Source organism: Variovorax glacialis (assembly GCF_051216375.1).
In the GTDB taxonomy this organism is placed as follows: domain Bacteria; phylum Pseudomonadota; class Gammaproteobacteria; order Burkholderiales; family Burkholderiaceae_C; genus Variovorax.
In genome coordinates this window covers 81,439-97,927 of sequence record NZ_JBPJZT010000003.1, presented here as the reverse complement: position 1 = coordinate 97,927, position 16,489 = coordinate 81,439, and the positions used below count along the sequence as shown (strand labels likewise).

Sequence of the window (16,489 nt, the reverse complement as noted above, 5' to 3'; positions counted from 1 at the left end):
CGAAAGTGCTGGTGGCCTCCGATCGCGCGAGGAAAATGCCACTACGAAGAAGCACTCCTGCGCGAAGCGCTGACCTGAACGCTCATTCCAGGTAATCGGTGAACTGGGGAATCACTTCGCGAAGGAAGGCGATTTCCTCTGCGGGAATGCTGCGCGGCTCCAGGTCGAAATGGATGAAGGTGCCATAGGGCGTGCCGCACTCTCGCGTCAACAGCCGGCCATAGTACGACTCGACCATTCCGGCGTAGGGACGATTGGTCAAACGCCGATCCTTGGAGGCATGACTGGTCACGAACTCGCCATGCTCGAGCGCATGCTGGCAGAAACTCTTGCTCAGAGGCACAACCTTCAGCCAGGTGCGGTACTCGGAGTCGCGGTCGTAGGCGTGCGCCGCGTGCATCACCTCGCCGTTCAATTTGTAGATCGCCGTGAAGCGATAGGGCGTCCTGTCGTTGAGCAGGGCCAGCGCCGGAACGATTCCGCCGTTGGCAAGAAGTTTCTGGATGGCCGTAGCGGGCGCTGGCAAGTCGACGTCGAGCATGGGCAACTTGATTGTGGCGTGGGCGCGAATCTTACGTAATTCTTGCCGCGCTCGAGAACAGGGTTCGACCCTCATCCTGTCAGCGCAAACCCTTGGATCCCTCCACGAGTTCAAGCTATCGTGGCTGGCGACCATACGCTATGGACTGCACCACGCCCGAGCGCAGGTAGACAGTGGCGGCCATCTCGCCCGGCCCGCGCTCATACAGCCACTGTTCGATTGGCTGGCACGGCACCACGGAGGATGCGAAAGGCTCGGGAACCAGATTGAGAGTGCCGCCGTAGTACACCGGTGCACAGTAGGTATCCGTGAGCACCGGTTGACCGCACTTGTAGATGACCGAGAGACGCGTGTCGCCTTCCGAGACGATGCCTCCAGCGCACCGGAGCGACTCCGCAGTCGCCAGGCATGGCAATCCGACCAAGACCGTGACACACGCGAGCTTCAGGAGCTTCATGGTCGTTTCTTTCATTCCACCTTGGCATTTTGCTCTCGGGTGCAGCCCACTGCTCTGATGCCCGTTCCCATCCCGGACCCATTGCGGCATGATGCCGCGTCATCGTCGACGGAGGATTGAGATGTCCGATTCAACACCCATCAAGGTAGGCCGGTTGTCCGTTCGCTATCTCCTGGACGGCTCGAAGTCTGACAGCGTCGGCATGTTTGAACTCGAGGTTCCGCCGGGCTCCAACGTGCCGCCCCCGCACAGTCATACCAGGAACGACGAATGCGTCTACGTCCTGGAGGGAACGCTTCGGTATTCCGTCGACGGTGAAGTTCGCGATCTCTCTGCGGGCGAGAGCATGTTCAGCCCGAAGGGGAGCGTCCACCAGTTCTCGAACCCTTTCGAGGCAGGCGTCAGAGCCCTCATCGTGCAGTCGCCGGACATTGGTGCCCAGTACTTTCGAGACGTGGGCGCCGTCGTGAACGCGGGAGGACCGCCGGACAAGGCGGCCTTGATTGGCGTCATGGCCCGCTACGGTCTGGTCCCCGCCTCACCGGGCGGCGCGTAGTCGGGCACATGGCGTCCCGTGTCGGGGGGCTGGTAACCGTGACGGGGCGCTGAATTGCGATGATTCGGATCCCGGCTTCATTCGATAGGGAGACCACCATGCCCGCCTACCTCATCGCGCAAACCGAGATCCACGACCACGCGACCTACGACAAGTACAAGGCGCAGGTCCTGCCCGTGATCCAGAAATTCGGTGGCAAGTTCATCGTGCGCGGCGGTGCGCTCGAGGTGCTGGAAGGCGACTGGACCCCGAGCCGCATGGTGGTGATCGAATTCCCCTCGATGCAGCACATCCGGGAATGGTTCGCCTCGCCCGAATACGCGCCGTTGCTGGCGCTGCGCCAGCCTGCCGCTGTCGACTGCCTTGTTGCAGTCGACGGCTGCTGAGCCAGGAAACGCTCGCAATTCGAGCCACGCGCCGACCGGCTAGGCCAAAGCCAGCCGGTCGGCCCGAGCTGCAGAATTCGCGAGATAGCAGTCGTCGCGGCCTCAGGGCGGCAAGGATAGTGGTGCGGTTTGCCTTCACGAGTGCGGTCATCTGCGTTGCACCCGGCCACAAGACCAGGCCCTCGAGGTTGATGGGTGTCTTAGTCGCGACCGGGCCCTCGTGGCGCCCACTATCCTTGAACAATGGATTTTTTTGACGTTCTGAATGACGCGGACGCTCTCTGCATGGCGCTGGCTGCCATTAATCCCACGGAGCGGCAACTGAAGGACCTGCGCTTGCTCTTTGAGCGCACTGAAGGGTTTGCCATCGAACGGGATTCCAATCGCCGGGTGCGCGGCGATTCGGTCAATTCATGCAGCAAGATAGGTGGCCTGCTGACCGCCCACTTGGCAGGGACAAGGCCCACCGACTTGATGATGTGGGTCGGATTCCTCGCCAAAGACTCCGTGGGCAATGAGACCTGGCATCTCAGACCACAGGTCCGGACTGCCATACAGCGGCTCGGTTGGTTCGGACCTGGGCCAAATGTGATGCCGAACCCCCCACCTGTTGGGACTACTGCTGACCTCTCTGAGATGGCAGACCGCTTTGCACTGGTCCAAGTACGGACTGAACAGGCGGACTTTCGCCGAGCGGTCTTCCTCGCTTACGGGGGCCGATGCGCGGTGACCGGATGTGCTGTTCCCGAAGTGCTTGAGGCTGCACATCTGCACGGCAGCAAGTGGCGAGCAGGCATGAACACCGCCAACGACGGCGTGTTGCTCAGGAGGGACATACACGCGCTCTACGACTGCGGTTTGGTGAGCTTTTCCTCGGAGGGCGCGGTCGTCTTTCATGAGTGCGTCCTCAACGAATATGGTGGCTTTCATGGGCGGATGCTCGGGAACGCCCTCGCGTGAAGACCGACTGCACTTGCCGCGCGGGTAATCGTCAATCCGGGATGCGTACGAATGTGCGGGGAGCTAGCCAAACGATGGAGTGAGGCACGACACGGACGCCCTTTGTGTGCAGGAGATTTGTGCCTCTCCAGGGCTTTGCGCTCTCCGGAATCCTGTCATTGTTCAAAGGGTACGACTTGTCCTCCTTGGCCTGTAGCACGGGATAGCTAACTCCTGCCCACGTGAAGTAAGCCCCAGGGATGGGCTTGTCCCAATTGGGGTCAGTCAACGTTGATGCATCCATTCCTCACTCCTGCAATGACCGCCAATCGGCGCTGCGGCGGGCCGTGCGCGCCATGCTACGCGGACTACCTAGTCCAAGCCAACGTCTGCTTTGGGCAGGCGCGTAGCGCCGCCATGGCCCATCGCGGCTGTACGGATCCGGCAAGAGCGGTTCAATATGACCCTCGAACGAGGCCGCGCAGCGATTCCGCAAGAGGCGACGCTGGCTATACTTTCCTCGTCACGTCAAAAAAAGACGCGACCGGGATTGGCGTCCCGACATTCAGATCAGCGACGAAAGCCGCAGTCACTACCGCAGTAGTTCTGCGGCTTCTTTGTTCGTGCTCCAGTTTTGGCGGCTCGGGCAGGGAGCCGTGAGGCTCGCCGGTTCTCGCAAGATCTGTCCGGTACGCCAACCTGTTCGAGTCGCCGCCCCCAATTGGCGTTGGGAGCGGCGATTTCAGTCAACAACAGATCTTGGAGGCCCTTGATGGTCCACCCTATTTGCGCGCCCGCGCGCCACCCTGACGAATCCCCCATCGGCGAGAACACGCATCCCAGACCCGCGGACCATCGTGAGACCCCCGCAGTGCGCGCTGCTGCGGAACTCGACGAATTGCGGGAGGCCTATCGCGCCATCGCGTGCGTTCGCGAACTAGTCACCGAGATGAAGCGGTCGAGCAGCGGCGATTGCCGCATCAAGCGTAATGACGTCGAGCGCCTCGTGGACTTCCTACGTGCGGAGTTCCAGCGCCGAGCGCAAGTGGTCAAGACGACCATCGCGTCGATGCAGGCGCCCTGACCCGCGAGCCCGCGCCTCCGCCGAACAGGATCACAACTGCCGACTACGCGCCAGCGGCGGGTTCTGTGCAAAGTAGCGCTGGATCCCGCGCATCAGCGCGTCGGCAAGGTCTTCCTGATAGGCGGTGCTGCGCAGCTTGGTCTCTTCCTCGGGATTGCTGATGAAGGCCGTCTCGACCAGCACGCTCGGAATGTCCGGCGCCTTGAGTACCGCGAACCCGGCCTGCTCGACCTGCGGCTTGTGCAGGCGTGCGCCGATGCCTCGGATCTCGCCCAGCATCGCGCCGCCGAGCTTGAGGCTGTCGTTGATCTGCGCGGTGGTGCTCATGTCGAGCAGCGCGCGCTGCACCTGTGCCTCGTGGTTGCCGACGTTCACGCCGCCGACCTTGTCGGCCTGGTTTTCCTTGTTGGCAAGCCAGCGTGCGGCGCTGCTCGATGCGCCGCCCTGGCTCAGCGCGAACACGCTCGCACCCTTGGCATCGGGTGTCGTGAAGGCATCGGCGTGGATGCTGACGAACAGGTCGGCTTGCACGCGCCGCGCCTTCTGTACCCGCACGCCGAGGGGCACGAAGAAGTCGGCGTCGCGCGTGAGGTAGGCGCGCATGGGGTTGCCGTTGACGCTGCTCGCATTGATGCGCTCGCGCAGCCGATGGGCGATCAGCAGCACGATGTCTTTCTCGCGCGTGCCGTTCGGGCCCATGGCGCCGGGGTCTTCGCCGCCGTGGCCGGGATCGAGCGCGACGATGATGATGCGGTCGGTCTGGCTCGCCGTGGCGACGCTGCGTCCGGTGGTGGGCGCAGGGGGCGCCGTCGGAGCGCTCCCTGTGGACGGCAGGGGAATGGGCAGCGGGCCGACCGGTGCGGTCGGGCGATTGGCTTGCGTAACCGTCACCGGCGGCGTCACGCGGGCGGCTTGCTGCGCCATGAGGTCGCCGAGCGGATCGGCGGCGGTGCCCGCAGCGACACCGGCACTTGGACGCGTGGGTGCCGGTGTGTCGGCGGGAGAGGGCGCCGCGCTGGCCGCGGCGATCTTGGGCGCGTCGCGCAGCCGCTCGGCGATCAGCGATTCAAGCGGATCGGCGGCCTGCTGCGGATAGAGGTCGAGCACGAGCCTGTCCCTGTACGCCGCCACGGGCGCCAGCGAGAACACCTGCGGCGCCACCGACTGCTTGAGGTCGAACACGATGCGCACGACGCCCGGCGCGAACTGCCCGACGCGAAGTCCGTTGATGAAGGGGTCGTCGGGCTTGATCTTGCCGACGAGTTCGCGCAGCGCGGGATTGAGGTCGATGCCGGTGATGTCGACCGCCAGCCGCGGCGGGCTGCCGACCACCAGTTGCTGTGAATTCAGCCGGCCATCGGATTCGATGGTCACGCGGGTGTAGTCGGAGGCGGGCCACACGCGCACCGCGACGATGGTGGCGCCGCGGGCGATTTCGTGGATGCCCAGCAGCAATGCCATGCTGCCGCCTTGCAGCAGCGCGCGTCGTTTCAGTCCGTCCGCCTTCATGCGGCGTCGGCAAGCAACCGGCTGCCGCGCTGTGTGTTCGCGCGGAGAGTCACTAAGCGGGTGTCGTCGGTCATTGCTTCTATTTTAATAGCGAGGTCTGCAAGCGGAATGCGCCCCGCGGCGTTTTCGGGCCATTCCGCCAGCTTTACACCGGGGCCGGCGAAGATGTCGCGGAAGCCGGCATCCTCCCATTCGCGCGGATCGTTGAAGCGGTAGAAGTCGAAATGGAAGATGGCGAGCCCGTCGGGCGCTTCGTGCGGCTCGACGACCGCGTAGGTGGGGCTCTTGATGCGGCCGGTGATGCCGAGCGCCCGCAGCAGGTGACGCACGAAAGTGGTCTTGCCCGCGCCCAGGTCGCCCTGCAGCGAGATGAAGGCGTCGCGCAGCGCCGGGGACCTCGCCAGCGCAAGCGCCAACGCGTCCGTGTCGTCTTCGGTACGCCAGACCTGGGTGGCGGTGTGCGTTTCTACAATCGGCAGGTGATCGGCAGCCATCAACTCGTGATTCGGATTCAGGCTTTGGCCCGGGAGCTGGGATTCTCCCAAATCGGCGTTGCGGGTGTCGATCTGTCGAGCGCGGAGCCGGGCCTGATGCATTGGCTGGGAGAAGGATTTCACGGCGACATGCATTACATGGCCGCGCACGGCACGCGGCGCGCGCGGCCGGCGGAACTGGTGCCCGGCACCGTGTCGGTGATCACGGCGCGCATGGACTACCTCCCGCGTGCCACACCGGACGACTGGCAGGCGGTGGAGTTCGCGCGGCTTCGACGGCCGGGCGAAGGCATCGTCTCGCTCTATGCGCGCGGGCGGGACTATCACAAAGTGCTGCGTTCGCGCCTCTCGAAACTGGCCGATCGCATTGCCGAGGAGGTAGGCCCCTTCGGCCATCGCGCCTTCACCGATTCCGCGCCCGTGCTCGAGGCCGAGCTTGCATCGCGCAGCGGCCAGGGCTGGCGCGGCAAGCACACGCTGGTGCTGGACCGCGATGCGGGCTCGATGTTCTTCCTCGGCGAGATCTACGTGGACATGGCACTGCCGCCGAGCGAGCCGGTCACGCCGCACTGCGGAAGCTGCAGCGCGTGCATCGACGTGTGTCCCACGCAGGCCATCATCGCGCCGCACCGGCTCGATGCGCGGCGCTGCATCTCGTACCTCACGATCGAGCATGCGGGGTCGATTCCGCTCGAACTGCGGCCGCTGATGGCCAACCGCATCTACGGATGCGACGACTGCCAGCTCATCTGCCCATGGAACAAGTTCGCGAAGAAGAGCGCGCTGCCCGACTTCGACGCGCGCGACGGTCTGACGGGGCGTCAGCTCGGCGAACTCTTCGCATGGAGCGAGGAAGACTTCCTGCGCTACACCGCAGGCAGCCCGATCCGTCGGATCGGCCACGAGCGCTGGCTGCGCAACGTTGCGGTGGCGCTGGGCAATGCGCTGCGCGGCGGGGACGAGGGGGCGCGGTCGGCACTCGCCTCGCGCCGCGAGCATCCGAGCGCGCTGGTGCGCGAACACGTCGAATGGGCGCTCGCGATCAGTGCCGGATGATGGCGGAGATCTGCGCCGTTCCCGAGTCCAGCGAGCGCATCGAACTCAGGCGGATCGACGCGTACTTGAGCGCGGGGTTGTTGATCAGCTTGCCGCTGAAATGGCCGTTGAAGCGCGTGTCCCGGCAGCCTGCGACCGTGAGTTCGACGGTGGCATTGGCGGGCGACACGTAGTCCATGCTCGATCCGGTCAGGGTGCAGGCGGCTTCGGGCACGTTGCCATGCACGCGGCCGTCGGCATCGATCTGCAGTACGCCGGGGTAGACCTCCGGCGGCCCCTGCGCGCCCGTGTCCTGCTGCGCGACATAGAACAGGAACGGGCCCTCCCAGGCACCCTGGTAGCGGGTGTATTCCTGTGCCTGGACTGCACCTGCGAGCGATGCGGCTAGAACGGCCAGGAGGTAGCGACGCATGGGAGCATGGTAGCGGTGAAGCCTGAGGCCTAGCCTGCGAGCGAGAGTGCGAACGGCAGGCTCGCCACGCCGAGCATGGTCGAGAGCGTCACCAGCCCGGCCACGAAGGCGCCGTTGTAGCCCATGCGCGCCGCCAGCACATAGGCGCTCGACGCGGTGGGCACCGCCGAAAAGGTCATCAGCACCGCCGCCTGCGAGGGATGCAGCCTGAGCACGATCGCGAGGCCCCAGCCGATCAGCGGCAGGACGAGGTGCCGGATCGCAAGCACCGACACGGCCAGCACCTTGCCTTGCGCGAGCGTTGCGAACTGCATGCCCGCGCCGGCCGCCATCAGCCCGAGGGCGAGCGATGCCGCGCCGATGCGCGTGAGCGTCGGTTCGAGCCAGGTCGGCACGCCAAGGCCGAGCAGGTTGGCGACGAGGCCGCTCACCGTGGCGATGATCAGCGGGTTCCGCGCAAGCTGGCGGGCGAAGCCGGTCTGCGCGTGGCGCGCCATCGGCCAGACGGCGGCGATGTTGAACATCGGCACGCAGACGCCGATCAGCACGGCGATCATCAGCAGGCCCTCCGCGCCCGCCAGGCGCTCGGCAAGGGCGAGGCAGATGAACGAGTTGAAGCGGAAGGCGACCTGCGCGCTGGCCGCGTGGTCGCGACGGTCGATGTGCGCGCCGATCCACGGCATGAAGGGCAGGGCATAGGCCAGGGCGATGCCGCAGAGCCCGACGCCCACGCCCGCGGTCAGCAGGTTCGATGTCGCGCCGAAATCGAGTGGGCTCCGCACGATCGAGTGGAACAGCAGGACCGGGAACAGGAAGTAATACACCAGGCTCTCCACCTGGTTCCACACCTGGCGGTCGAGGGCCGTATAGCGGCACAACAGCCAGCCGCAGGCGATGAGCGAGAAGTCGGGAAAGAGGAGCTGTGCGTAGTTCACTCGTTCGAGGATATCCGGCGCCCGGCATGGGTTATCCACGAGTCCCGGGGGCGAGCGACCCGTTAGCATCCGGGCTTTCGTTTACGGCCCAAGGAGGCTATTCAATGCAACGTCGTCAATGGAATGCGTTCGCCAGCGCTACCGCGCTGCTTGCGTTCGCGGGGTCCAGCTGGGCGCAGGGTTATCCGAACAAGCCCGTGGAACTCTCGGTGCCCTTTGCACCGGGCGGCACCACGGACATCGTGGCGCGGGTGATTTCGGAACCATTGGGCAAGGCGCTGGGCCAGCCGGTGGTGGTCATCAACCGGGCGGGCGGCGGCGGCATCGTCGGCGCGGCCGAAACGGCACGGGCCACGCCCGACGGCTACAAGCTCGGCGTCGCGACGGTGTCGAGCACGGCGGCCAATCCGGCCATCAACCCGAAGACGCCGTACGACCCGATCAACGACTTCACGCCGATCGTCAACATCGCGGCCACGCCGAACATCATCGCGGTGCATCCGAGCTTCCCGGCCAAGAACTACGCCGAGTTCGTCGCCGAGCTGAAGAAGAACCCGGGCAAGTACTCCTACGCGTCGTCCGGCACGGGCGGCATCGGGCACCTGCTGATGGAGCTCTACAAGAGCCTGACGAACACCTACGTGACGCACATCCCGTACCGCGGCGCCGGCCCGGCGCTGAACGACGTGGTGGCCGGCCAGGTGGCGATCATGTTCGACAACATCCCATCGGCACTGCCTTTCATCCAGACGGGCAAGCTGGTGCCGATCGTGGTGTCGGCGCCGCAGCGCCTCGCCGCGCTGCCGAATGTGCCGACCTTCAAGGAAGTGGGCCTGGAGCCGGTGAACCGCATGGCCTACTACGGCATTTTGGGTCCGAAGGGCCTGCCGAAGGATGTGGTCGACAAGGTCAACGCGGGCGTGAAGAAGTCGGTCGAGGATCCGGCCGTGCGCAAGCGCATCGAGGACACGGGCTCGCTGATCGTGGCCAACACGCCGGACCAGTTCGCGGCGCAGATCAAGGCCGAGTACGAGGTCTACAAGCAGGTCGTGGTCAAGCAGAAGCTGCAGCTCGACTGACCGAGGCGCCATCGCCCGAAGCCGCTCCGTCCGGGCGGCTTTTTCTTTTGTTATCTTGCATCGCATGACCGCGGCCACCGAAACGCCCCCCGACACGCCTGCCGAGACACCGGAAATCGACGACTTCATCGATGCCTTGTGGCTGGAGGACGGTCTCTCGAAGAACACGCTGGCCGCCTATCGGCGCGATCTGGAGCTGTTCGCGCACTGGATGCGGGCCGAGCGCGGCAAGGCGCTGGATGCCGCGCTGGAGAACGACCTGCAGGCCTACATGGGCGTGCGTCTCTCGGACAAGGGCAAGGCGACCTCGGCGAACCGGCGGCTGACCGTCTTCAAGCGCTACTACCGCTGGGCGCTGCGCGAACATCGGATCGCCGCCGACCCGACCCTGCGGCTGGCGCCCGCCCGGCAGATGCCGCGCGCAATCAAGACGCTGTCGGAAAAGCAGGTGGACGATCTGCTCGCCGCGCCCGATGTCGATACGCCGCTCGGCCTGCGCGACCGCGCGATGCTCGAACTGATGTATGCGAGCGGGCTTCGCGTGAGCGAGCTGGTGGAGCTCAAGGTGTTCGAGCTGAGCCTCAACGATGGCGTGCTGCGGGTGCTCGGCAAGGGCAGCAAGGAGCGGCTGGTGCCCTTCGGCGGCGAGGCGCGCCGCTGGATCGAGCGCTACCTGCGCGAGTCGCGCCCCGTGATTCTCGACGGCCAGCAGACCCCGGACCTGTTCGTCACGAACAGGGGCTCGGGCATGACGCGGATGATGTTCTGGGTCATCGTGAAGAAGAACGCACTGGCGGCCGGCATCCATGTGCCGCTGTCGCCGCACACGCTGCGCCATGCCTTTGCGACGCACCTGCTCAACCACGGCGCCGATTTGCGCGCAGTCCAATTGCTGCTCGGCCACGCGGACATTTCGACGACCACGATCTACACGCATGTCGCGCGCGAGCGGCTGAAACAGCTCCATGCGCAGCACCATCCACGGGGCTGACCTCGCGCGCGGGTCATTCGCTGGAGAATGGGCAATCAATCGTGGAGTCGTATCGATGTCTTTGAGTCTTTCCCGTTGGGCCCTGGCGATTGCCTTGGGCCTTGCATTGTCCGCGGGCGCTTCGCAGGCGCAGGTCATCCCGAGGACGATTCGCCTCGTCGTCGGCTATCCGGCCGGCGGCGTCAGCGACGTCGTGGCCCGTGCGCTTGCCGACAAGCTCGCGGTGCAGCTCGGCAGCACGCTGGTGGTCGAGAACAAGGCGGGCGCCAGCGGGACGATCGGCATGGACGCGGTCGCCAAGGCAGCGCCGGACGGCGCCACGCTGGGCTTTTCCGCGATCAGTCCCCTGGTGCTGAATCCGCATCTCGGCAAGTCGCCCTTCGATCCGCTGAAGGACATCGCCCCGGTGGTCAGTGTCATGTACTCACCGGTGCTGCTGCTGGCGACGCCGGCGACGGGCATGCGCGATCTCAAGTCCTTGCTCGATGACGCCAGGGCGCGGCCGGGTGCCGTGCGGTGGGCGACATCGGGCCAGGCCTCGCTAGGCCATGTCGTGCTCGAACAGTTGCGCGCGGCTGAAAAGGTCGACATCACGCACATCCCTTACAAGGGCGGCGGGCAGCAACTGAACGACGCGTTGGGGGGACAGTTCGAGGTCCTGTCGACCAATGCGGGACCGGCCGTGGCGGCGCAGATCAAGGCTGGCCGGCTGCGTCCGCTGGCCGTCGGTGCGCCGGCGCGGCTCGACACCCTGCCGAAGGTGGCCACGCTCGCGGAGCTGGGCTATCCCGCGGCGAACGTGACCTCGCTCTTCGGCGTGTTCGCGCCGGCCGGAACGCCGGCGATTCTTGTCGAGAAGTACAACGCGGAGATCAACCGGGCGCTGGCCAGCCCCGATCTGCGCGCCAAGCTGGCGTCGACCGACAACGTGCCGACCGGTGGGGGCGTCGAGGAGTTCGCGAACGAGATCGCCGAAGAGTTCGAGAGCAACGGCCGCATCGTTCGAGCCGCCGGTATCAAGTCGGACTGAAGCCGAACCGGCAAATCGTTCGGATTGCGTCGCGCCTGCGGCGATGAGGAAATATGCGCTCTCAGAAACGGGAGGGCATATGCAGTTGGACCTACATCACCCTGACGCCAGCGGTGATCATTCGACACGCGGTTTTACAACGCGGCCCATCTCCGTTGAGCCGCCGATACATGCCGTCCTCTGTCGAGAAGTGGAGTCGCAGCGCGATGCTGCGTTCATCGCGCTTCTGAGCGCATTTCGGCCGACCGGCGGACTCTTTCGGGGCGATGAACTGGCCGATCTTCTCATCGCAAGACGCTCCGGCGACCACGCCAGCCTGGCACGTTCGATCGTCTCGGGCGAGATCCTGTGCTTCGACTGGAATCGAACCCTCTGGATACCGGCATTTCAACTGGACCGTGACAGCCTTGCGGCAGGAATCGCAACGCGGCGTGTGCTGGCCGAACTGTCGAGGATCTTCGACGGCTGGTCGGCCGCGCATTGGTTCGTCGCGCCCAACGCATGGCTGCAGGAGCGCGCACCGATCGAACTGCTGGACGCCCAGTTCGACGCCGTGCTCCACGCAGCGCGCGCCCAATGCTTTGCCGCGTGATCGAGGCCTGGTGGGCAAGCCCGTAAAGTCCTCGGTGCTTCCGGGATCGACTTTCAGCCCTGCGAAAGCGCCTGCAATTCCTCGTCGGTGAAGCCGGCGCGGGCGCGCGCCTCCAGGTTGAAGGGCGCTCGCAGGCGCGGCGCCTCGTGGCGGCGGTACAGCACGCGGTAGTGCGCGATCGGGTCGAGGCCTTCGCGCTCGCACAGCCAGCGGTACCAGCGATTGCCGATCGCCACGTGCCCGACTTCGTCGCGCAGGATGATATCGAGGATCGCGCAGGCGGCCAGCGCGTCCGGGGTGTTCACGCGGCGCAGTTTGGCCTGGATCAGGGGCGTGGCGTCGAGTCCGCGCGCTTCGAGGGTGCGCGGCACCAGGGCCATGCGGGCGACCACGTCTTCCTTCGTCTTCTCGCACATGTTCCAGAGGCCGTCGTGGCCGGTGAAGTCGCCGTAGCTGTAGCCCATGCCGCGCAAATGATCGTGCAGGAGGGTGAAGTGCTGGGCTTCCTCGTCGGCCACGCGCAGCCAGTCCCGGTAGTAGGCCTCGGGCATGCCGTCGAAACGCCAGGCCGCGTCGAGGGCGAGGTTGATGGCGTTGAACTCGATGTGGCAGATCGAATGGATCAGCGCGGCCCGGCCTTCGGGCGTGAAAGGCGAGCGCTTTTCGACCTCGGTCGCGGAGACGCGAAGCGGCCGCTCGGGGCGGCCGGGCACGCCGGCTTCGTCGTCCGCCGTCCGGACGGGCTCCAGCGGCATCGGATGCGAGGCCGACGCCGCCACCGTGGTCCGCGTGGCGGCCACCTTGAGTTCGGGATCGGTGAGGCGCAGCGCGGCCAGGGCGCCATGGCGGGGGTGCATCCCTACAATTCTAGTTTTCGACCTCTGGAGACTCCGCGATGGCACTTTACGAACTCGATGGCGTGGCACCCCAACTCGGCGAAGGCGCGTGGGTCGCCGACAGCGCGCAGGTCATGGGCGACGTCGTGCTGGCCGAGAACGCCAGCGTGTGGTTCGGCGCGGTGCTGCGCGGCGACACGGAGACACTGCGCGTCGGCCGCAACAGCAATGTGCAGGATCTGTCGGTCCTGCACGCCGACCACGGCTGCCCGCTGACCATCGGCGAGAACGTGACGGTGGGCCACCAGGTCATGCTGCACGGCTGCACGATCGGTGACAACTCGCTGGTCGGCATCCAGGCGGTGATCTTGAATAACGCGAAGATCGGCCGCAATTCGATCGTTGGCGCCGGCAGCGTCGTGACCGAGGGTAAGGTGTTTCCCGACAACTCGCTCATCATCGGCTCGCCGGCCAGGGTGGTGCGCACGCTCGACGATGCGGCCGCCGCAAAGCTCCGGCAGAGCGCCGAGCACTATGTGGAAAACGGCCGTCGCTTCGCGAAGGGCCTCAAGAAAATCGCCTGAAACGGCGGGAGAGCGAGTCCCCATTGAGCGAATTGCACAAGTTCCTGTTCGACGGCCTGCCGGTGCGCGGCATGATCGTGCGCCTCACCGATGCCTGGCAGGAGATCCTGGCGCGCCGTGCCTCCAACACCGGCACCGGCGCGTATCCGCCGCCCGTGGCCGAACTGCTCGGTGAAATGACGGCCGCGGCCACGCTGATGCAGGCCAACATCAAGTTCAACGGCGCACTCATCCTCCAGATCTTCGGCGACGGTCCGGTCAAGATCGCGGTCGCCGAGGTCAAGCCCGACCTGAGCCTGCGCGCCACCGCCAAGGTCGTCGGCGAGCTTGCGCCCGATGTGCGCCTGCCGGGGATGGTCAACGTCCACAACAAGGGGCGCTGCGCGATCACGCTCGATCCGAAGGACAAGCTTCCGGGCCAGCAGCCCTACCAGGGCGTGGTGCCGCTGTTCGGCGACCGTGGCGAGAAGCTCGACCGGCTCAGCGACGTGCTGCAGCACTACATGCTCCAGAGCGAACAGCTCGACACGACGCTCGTGCTGGCGGCGGACGACAAGGTAGCGGCGGGCCTGCTGATCCAGCGCCTGCCGGTCAAGGGCGAAGGCAACCTCGAGGGCACGTCCCGCAGCGACGACGACCAGGCCAACGAAGACGAGATCGGCCGCAACGAGGACTACAACCGCATCTCGATCCTGGCTTCGAGCCTGACCCGCGACGAACTGCTGACACTGGACGTCGACACGATCCTGCGCCGCCTGTTCTGGGAAGAGAAGCTGCTGCGCTTCGAACCGCAGGCGGGCCTGCTGGGGCCGCACTTCGCGTGCACCTGCGGCCGCGCCCGCGTGGCGAACATGATTCGCGGACTGGGCTTGGAGGAGGCGGAAGGCATCCTCGCGGAGCGCGGCGACATCGAAGTCGGATGCGATTTCTGCGGCAAGCAATATCGTTTCGATGCGGTCGATGCCGCGCAGATCTTCACCGCGCCCGGAGACCAGATGCCTGGCACGGCGGTGGTCCAGTAGGGCGGTCCACCGCGCCCTACGGAACCTGCAATTCCGCCAGGGCCAGGGAATCGGCGTCGTAGCCTCCCGCAACCAGCACATTGCCATCCAATAGAAGCGTTGCGGTGTGGAAGTAGCGGGCGGTCGCCATGGAGCCGGTTGCTGTCCACTGGCCCGATGCAGGGTCGTAGAGTTCGGCCGTGTTCCAGACGATGACGTCGTCGTATCCGCCCGCGGCCATCACCTTGCCAGCCAGCAGCAGCGTTGCCGTGTGCGCGGTGCGCGGCGTGTGCATCGAGCCGGTCGGCGTCCATTGGCCGCTCGCGGGGTCGTAGAGTTCCGCCGAGGCGAGCGACACGCCGCCGCCGAATCCGCCTGCGACGAGCACCTCGCCGCCCGGCAGCAGCGTTGCGGTGTGGGTCAATCGCGCTGTGTTCAAGGCGCCGGTGGCCGTCCACTGGCCCGTCGCGGGGTCGTACAACTCCGCCGAAGCCAGCGTGCTGCCGCCGAACCCGCCCGCGACCAATACCTTGCCACTCTGCAGCAGGCTCGCGGTGTGGAGGCTTCGCCCGGCGCTCATCGGCGAGGCTGGCGCCCATGCCCCGGTGGCGGGGTCGTACAGCTCGGCCGTGGCGAGATAGACGCCGTTGAAGCCGCCGGTGACCAATACCTTGCCGTTGGGCAGCAGCGTCGCCGTATGGCCGCTTCGGGCAGCGCTCATGGTCCCCGTCGATGTCCATGAACCGGTGGCGGGATCGTAGAGCTCGGCCGTGGCGCGATAGCCGCCGGTGTACTCGCCGCCCGCAACCAGGATCCGGCCATCCGGCAGCACGGTCGCGGTGTGGAAGAAGCGCGAGTCGGCCATGGTGCTGGGCGACGTCCACTGGCCCAGGGCCGGCGAATAGACCTGGGCCGTGGCCAGCGTACCGCCCCCGTTGTATCCGCCGGCGACCAGCACGTTGCCATTCGGCAGCAGCGACGCGGTGTGGTTCGTGCGAGCCGCGTTCATCGGGTCCGCGTTCGTCCACGAACCCGCAGGCAGCACCGTGATGCTCAGTTTGGCGGTGGCTATACCGGACTGGTTGCCGCCCGTCACCGTGTAGACGGTGGCCGGCTGGACGCCCAGCGGCGTGCCGGAAATGACGCCGGATACCGTGTCGATGCTCAGCCCCTGGGGCAATGGCGGTGCGACGGCGAAGACGCTGATTGCGCCACCGGTGCTGCGCGGATGGTTGGGCGTGATCGGCCTGCCGTCGGCGTAGAGGGCGGTGGGTTTCTGGTAGCTCAGCGATGCCGGGGGCGCGACGGGTGGATTGCGGATCTCGATCCTCAGCACGGCGCGGGTCGAGCCGGCACCGTTGCGCGCGGTCACGGTGTAGTTGGCGGGCGCAGCGGCCGAGAGGGGCGTCCCTGAAATGACGCCGGAGGCCGGGTCGATCGCCAGTCCGTCGGGCAGTGCGGGTTGCACGGCAAAGCCGGTCACGTCGCCGCCGTCCAATGTGGGGGCGTTCGGCGGGATGGGCTGGCCGACGGTGTAGACGGCATCCTGGTTCTCGAAGCCCAGGTTCGCGGGCGGCAGCGTGGCCGCCGTGACCGAGATCTGCACGCCGGTCGTGACGGAACCGCCGAAGTTGGTGCCGGTGACCGTGTAGACCGTGGGTGAGGCCGGCACCTGCGGCGTGCCGCTGATGATGCCGGTGACTGCATCGATCCGGAGTCCGTCAGGCAACGCGGGCGCGACGCTGTAGCGAACGATGCGGCCGCCGCTGTGGCCGGGGGCATTCGGCTCGATCGGATGGCCGAGGAGATAGACGACCGAATCGCGCTCGAAGTGCAGTCCCGCCGGGGGCTGCAGGGGTGAGCCGAAGCCGTCCCCCACGCCGAAGCCGCCGCTGCCGCCACCGCCGCAAGCGCTCAGGCACACCAGCGTCAGGAAACTCGTCAGGCCCCATGCCAGGAGGCGGACCATGCCTTGCCACGATGTTGTCTTCATACGGACTCCATCCC

19 protein-coding genes are annotated in these 16,489 nt (G+C 66.2%); 11 read left to right on the top strand and 8 right to left on the bottom strand.

Annotation, left to right across the window (positions count from 1 at the left end; all coding sequences use genetic code 11):
* Nucleotides 1–82 precede the first annotated feature (82 nt).
* Both ACSFBL_RS09030 and ACSFBL_RS09025 read right to left on the bottom strand, forming a co-directional pair.
* Entirely contained in the window at nucleotides 83–541 is a 459-nt protein-coding gene (locus tag ACSFBL_RS09030; protein WP_435515436.1) for a hypothetical protein, read from the bottom strand.
* 115 nt (nucleotides 542–656) lie between these two features.
* On the bottom strand, nucleotides 657–1,013 hold the full coding sequence (locus ACSFBL_RS09025; protein ID WP_435515435.1) for a DUF2845 domain-containing protein: 357 nt from the start codon (nucleotides 1,011–1,013) through the stop codon (nucleotides 657–659).
* Between the two features lie 106 nt (nucleotides 1,014–1,119).
* Between ACSFBL_RS09025 and ACSFBL_RS09020 the strand changes: the two genes are divergently transcribed.
* The 4 genes from ACSFBL_RS09020 to ACSFBL_RS09005 all read left to right on the top strand — a co-directional run bounded on the left by ACSFBL_RS09020 (nucleotide 1,120) and on the right by ACSFBL_RS09005 (nucleotide 3,963).
* Entirely contained in the window at nucleotides 1,120–1,554 is a 435-nt protein-coding gene (locus ACSFBL_RS09020; protein ID WP_435515434.1) for a cupin domain-containing protein, read from the top strand.
* A 98-nt stretch (nucleotides 1,555–1,652) separates the two neighbouring features.
* On the top strand, nucleotides 1,653–1,940 hold the full coding sequence (locus ACSFBL_RS09015) for a DUF1330 domain-containing protein (protein WP_435515433.1): 288 nt from the start codon (nucleotides 1,653–1,655) through the stop codon (nucleotides 1,938–1,940).
* Between the two features lie 285 nt (nucleotides 1,941–2,225).
* Nucleotides 2,226–2,900 (top strand): HNH endonuclease, encoded by a 675-nt coding sequence (locus ACSFBL_RS09010; RefSeq protein ID WP_435515432.1) that lies wholly within the window; start codon nucleotides 2,226–2,228, stop codon nucleotides 2,898–2,900.
* A gap of 751 nt (nucleotides 2,901–3,651) precedes the next feature.
* Complete coding sequence (locus tag ACSFBL_RS09005) at nucleotides 3,652–3,963, top strand: hypothetical protein (protein WP_435515431.1); 312 nt, start codon at nucleotides 3,652–3,654, stop codon at nucleotides 3,961–3,963.
* Between the two features lie 30 nt (nucleotides 3,964–3,993).
* Here the strand turns inward: ACSFBL_RS09005 and ACSFBL_RS09000 are convergent, their stop codons facing one another.
* Together ACSFBL_RS09000 and tsaE are read right to left on the bottom strand one after the other, a co-directional pair.
* On the bottom strand, nucleotides 3,994–5,472 hold the full coding sequence (locus ACSFBL_RS09000; protein ID WP_435515430.1) for an N-acetylmuramoyl-L-alanine amidase: 1,479 nt from the start codon (nucleotides 5,470–5,472) through the stop codon (nucleotides 3,994–3,996).
* Nucleotides 5,469–5,966, bottom strand: coding sequence for a tRNA (adenosine(37)-N6)-threonylcarbamoyltransferase complex ATPase subunit type 1 TsaE (tsaE, locus tag ACSFBL_RS08995; RefSeq protein ID WP_435515429.1), 498 nt, complete (start codon nucleotides 5,964–5,966; stop codon nucleotides 5,469–5,471). Before tsaE ends, ACSFBL_RS09000 begins: the two co-directional genes overlap by 4 nt.
* On the opposite strand from tsaE, the gene queG reads away from it, so the two are divergent.
* Nucleotides 5,952–7,022, top strand: a complete 1,071-nt coding sequence (gene queG / locus ACSFBL_RS08990) for a tRNA epoxyqueuosine(34) reductase QueG (protein ID WP_435515428.1) — start codon at nucleotides 5,952–5,954, stop codon at nucleotides 7,020–7,022. The genes tsaE and queG overlap by 15 nt on opposite strands.
* Here the strand turns inward: queG and ACSFBL_RS08985 are convergent.
* The gene (locus ACSFBL_RS08985) at nucleotides 7,009–7,434 is read right to left on the bottom strand and encodes a hypothetical protein (RefSeq protein ID WP_435515427.1); all 426 of its coding nucleotides are present in this window, start codon (nucleotides 7,432–7,434) and stop codon (nucleotides 7,009–7,011) included. The genes queG and ACSFBL_RS08985 overlap by 14 nt on opposite strands.
* A gap of 29 nt (nucleotides 7,435–7,463) precedes the next feature.
* Nucleotides 7,464–8,381: an AEC family transporter gene (locus ACSFBL_RS08980; protein WP_435515914.1), complete on the bottom strand. Its 918-nt coding sequence runs from the start codon at nucleotides 8,379–8,381 to the stop codon at nucleotides 7,464–7,466.
* A 92-nt stretch (nucleotides 8,382–8,473) separates the two neighbouring features.
* Here ACSFBL_RS08980 and ACSFBL_RS08975 point away from each other — a divergent pair, with 92 nt between their 5' ends.
* The 4 genes from ACSFBL_RS08975 to ACSFBL_RS08960 all read left to right on the top strand — a co-directional run bounded on the left by ACSFBL_RS08975 (nucleotide 8,474) and on the right by ACSFBL_RS08960 (nucleotide 12,061).
* Entirely contained in the window at nucleotides 8,474–9,448 is a 975-nt protein-coding gene (locus tag ACSFBL_RS08975; protein ID WP_435515426.1) for a tripartite tricarboxylate transporter substrate binding protein BugE, read from the top strand.
* Nucleotides 9,449–9,512: 64 nt separating this feature from the next.
* Nucleotides 9,513–10,439 carry a site-specific tyrosine recombinase XerD gene (gene xerD / locus ACSFBL_RS08970; protein WP_435515425.1) on the top strand — a complete coding sequence of 309 codons (927 nt, stop codon included), beginning with the start codon at nucleotides 9,513–9,515 and terminating at the stop codon, nucleotides 10,437–10,439.
* Between the two features lie 55 nt (nucleotides 10,440–10,494).
* On the top strand, nucleotides 10,495–11,469 hold the full coding sequence (locus ACSFBL_RS08965) for a Bug family tripartite tricarboxylate transporter substrate binding protein (protein ID WP_435515424.1): 975 nt from the start codon (nucleotides 10,495–10,497) through the stop codon (nucleotides 11,467–11,469).
* Nucleotides 11,470–11,512: 43 nt separating this feature from the next.
* Complete coding sequence (locus tag ACSFBL_RS08960; protein ID WP_435515423.1) at nucleotides 11,513–12,061, top strand: hypothetical protein; 549 nt, start codon at nucleotides 11,513–11,515, stop codon at nucleotides 12,059–12,061.
* A 53-nt stretch (nucleotides 12,062–12,114) separates the two neighbouring features.
* Here ACSFBL_RS08960 and ACSFBL_RS08955 read toward each other — a convergent pair whose 3' ends face one another.
* Nucleotides 12,115–12,918 (bottom strand): ferritin-like domain-containing protein, encoded by an 804-nt coding sequence (locus ACSFBL_RS08955; protein ID WP_435515422.1) that lies wholly within the window; start codon nucleotides 12,916–12,918, stop codon nucleotides 12,115–12,117.
* Between the two features lie 38 nt (nucleotides 12,919–12,956).
* On the opposite strand from ACSFBL_RS08955, the gene ACSFBL_RS08950 reads away from it, so the two are divergent.
* Both ACSFBL_RS08950 and hslO read left to right on the top strand, forming a co-directional pair.
* Nucleotides 12,957–13,481 (top strand): gamma carbonic anhydrase family protein, encoded by a 525-nt coding sequence (locus ACSFBL_RS08950; RefSeq protein ID WP_435515421.1) that lies wholly within the window; start codon nucleotides 12,957–12,959, stop codon nucleotides 13,479–13,481.
* Nucleotides 13,482–13,504: 23 nt separating this feature from the next.
* Nucleotides 13,505–14,503, top strand: a complete 999-nt coding sequence (gene hslO / locus ACSFBL_RS08945; protein ID WP_435515420.1) for an Hsp33 family molecular chaperone HslO — start codon at nucleotides 13,505–13,507, stop codon at nucleotides 14,501–14,503.
* A gap of 16 nt (nucleotides 14,504–14,519) precedes the next feature.
* Here the strand turns inward: hslO and ACSFBL_RS08940 are convergent, their stop codons facing one another.
* Nucleotides 14,520–16,475 (bottom strand): Kelch repeat-containing protein, encoded by a 1,956-nt coding sequence (locus ACSFBL_RS08940; RefSeq protein WP_435515419.1) that lies wholly within the window; start codon nucleotides 16,473–16,475, stop codon nucleotides 14,520–14,522.
* Nucleotides 16,476–16,489: the final 14 nt, after the last annotated feature.

Bases quoted from the DNA above. Each gene is read 5' to 3' on its own strand.
- ACSFBL_RS08950 (WP_435515421.1), top strand. From the start codon at position 12,957: ATGGCACTTTACGAACTCGATGGCGTGGCACCCCAACTCGGCGAAGGC.
- ACSFBL_RS09005 (WP_435515431.1), top strand. From the start codon at position 3,652: ATGGTCCACCCTATTTGCGCGCCCGCGCGCCACCCTGACGAATCCCCC.
- ACSFBL_RS08960 (WP_435515423.1), top strand. From the start codon at position 11,513: ATGAGGAAATATGCGCTCTCAGAAACGGGAGGGCATATGCAGTTGGAC.
- ACSFBL_RS09010 (WP_435515432.1), top strand. From the start codon at position 2,226: ATGGCGCTGGCTGCCATTAATCCCACGGAGCGGCAACTGAAGGACCTG.
- ACSFBL_RS09000 (WP_435515430.1), bottom strand. From the start codon at position 5,472: ATGAAGGCGGACGGACTGAAACGACGCGCGCTGCTGCAAGGCGGCAGC.
- ACSFBL_RS09020 (WP_435515434.1), top strand. From the start codon at position 1,120: ATGTCCGATTCAACACCCATCAAGGTAGGCCGGTTGTCCGTTCGCTAT.
- ACSFBL_RS08955 (WP_435515422.1), bottom strand. From the start codon at position 12,918: ATGCACCCCCGCCATGGCGCCCTGGCCGCGCTGCGCCTCACCGATCCC.
- ACSFBL_RS08965 (WP_435515424.1), top strand. From the start codon at position 10,495: ATGTCTTTGAGTCTTTCCCGTTGGGCCCTGGCGATTGCCTTGGGCCTT.
- ACSFBL_RS08975 (WP_435515426.1), top strand. From the start codon at position 8,474: ATGCAACGTCGTCAATGGAATGCGTTCGCCAGCGCTACCGCGCTGCTT.
- tsaE (WP_435515429.1), bottom strand. From the start codon at position 5,966: ATGGCTGCCGATCACCTGCCGATTGTAGAAACGCACACCGCCACCCAG.
- ACSFBL_RS08985 (WP_435515427.1), bottom strand. From the start codon at position 7,434: ATGCGTCGCTACCTCCTGGCCGTTCTAGCCGCATCGCTCGCAGGTGCA.
- xerD (WP_435515425.1), top strand. From the start codon at position 9,513: ATGACCGCGGCCACCGAAACGCCCCCCGACACGCCTGCCGAGACACCG.
- ACSFBL_RS09030 (WP_435515436.1), bottom strand. From the start codon at position 541: ATGCTCGACGTCGACTTGCCAGCGCCCGCTACGGCCATCCAGAAACTT.
- ACSFBL_RS09025 (WP_435515435.1), bottom strand. From the start codon at position 1,013: ATGAAAGAAACGACCATGAAGCTCCTGAAGCTCGCGTGTGTCACGGTC.
- ACSFBL_RS08940 (WP_435515419.1), bottom strand. From the start codon at position 16,475: ATGAAGACAACATCGTGGCAAGGCATGGTCCGCCTCCTGGCATGGGGC.
- ACSFBL_RS09015 (WP_435515433.1), top strand. From the start codon at position 1,653: ATGCCCGCCTACCTCATCGCGCAAACCGAGATCCACGACCACGCGACC.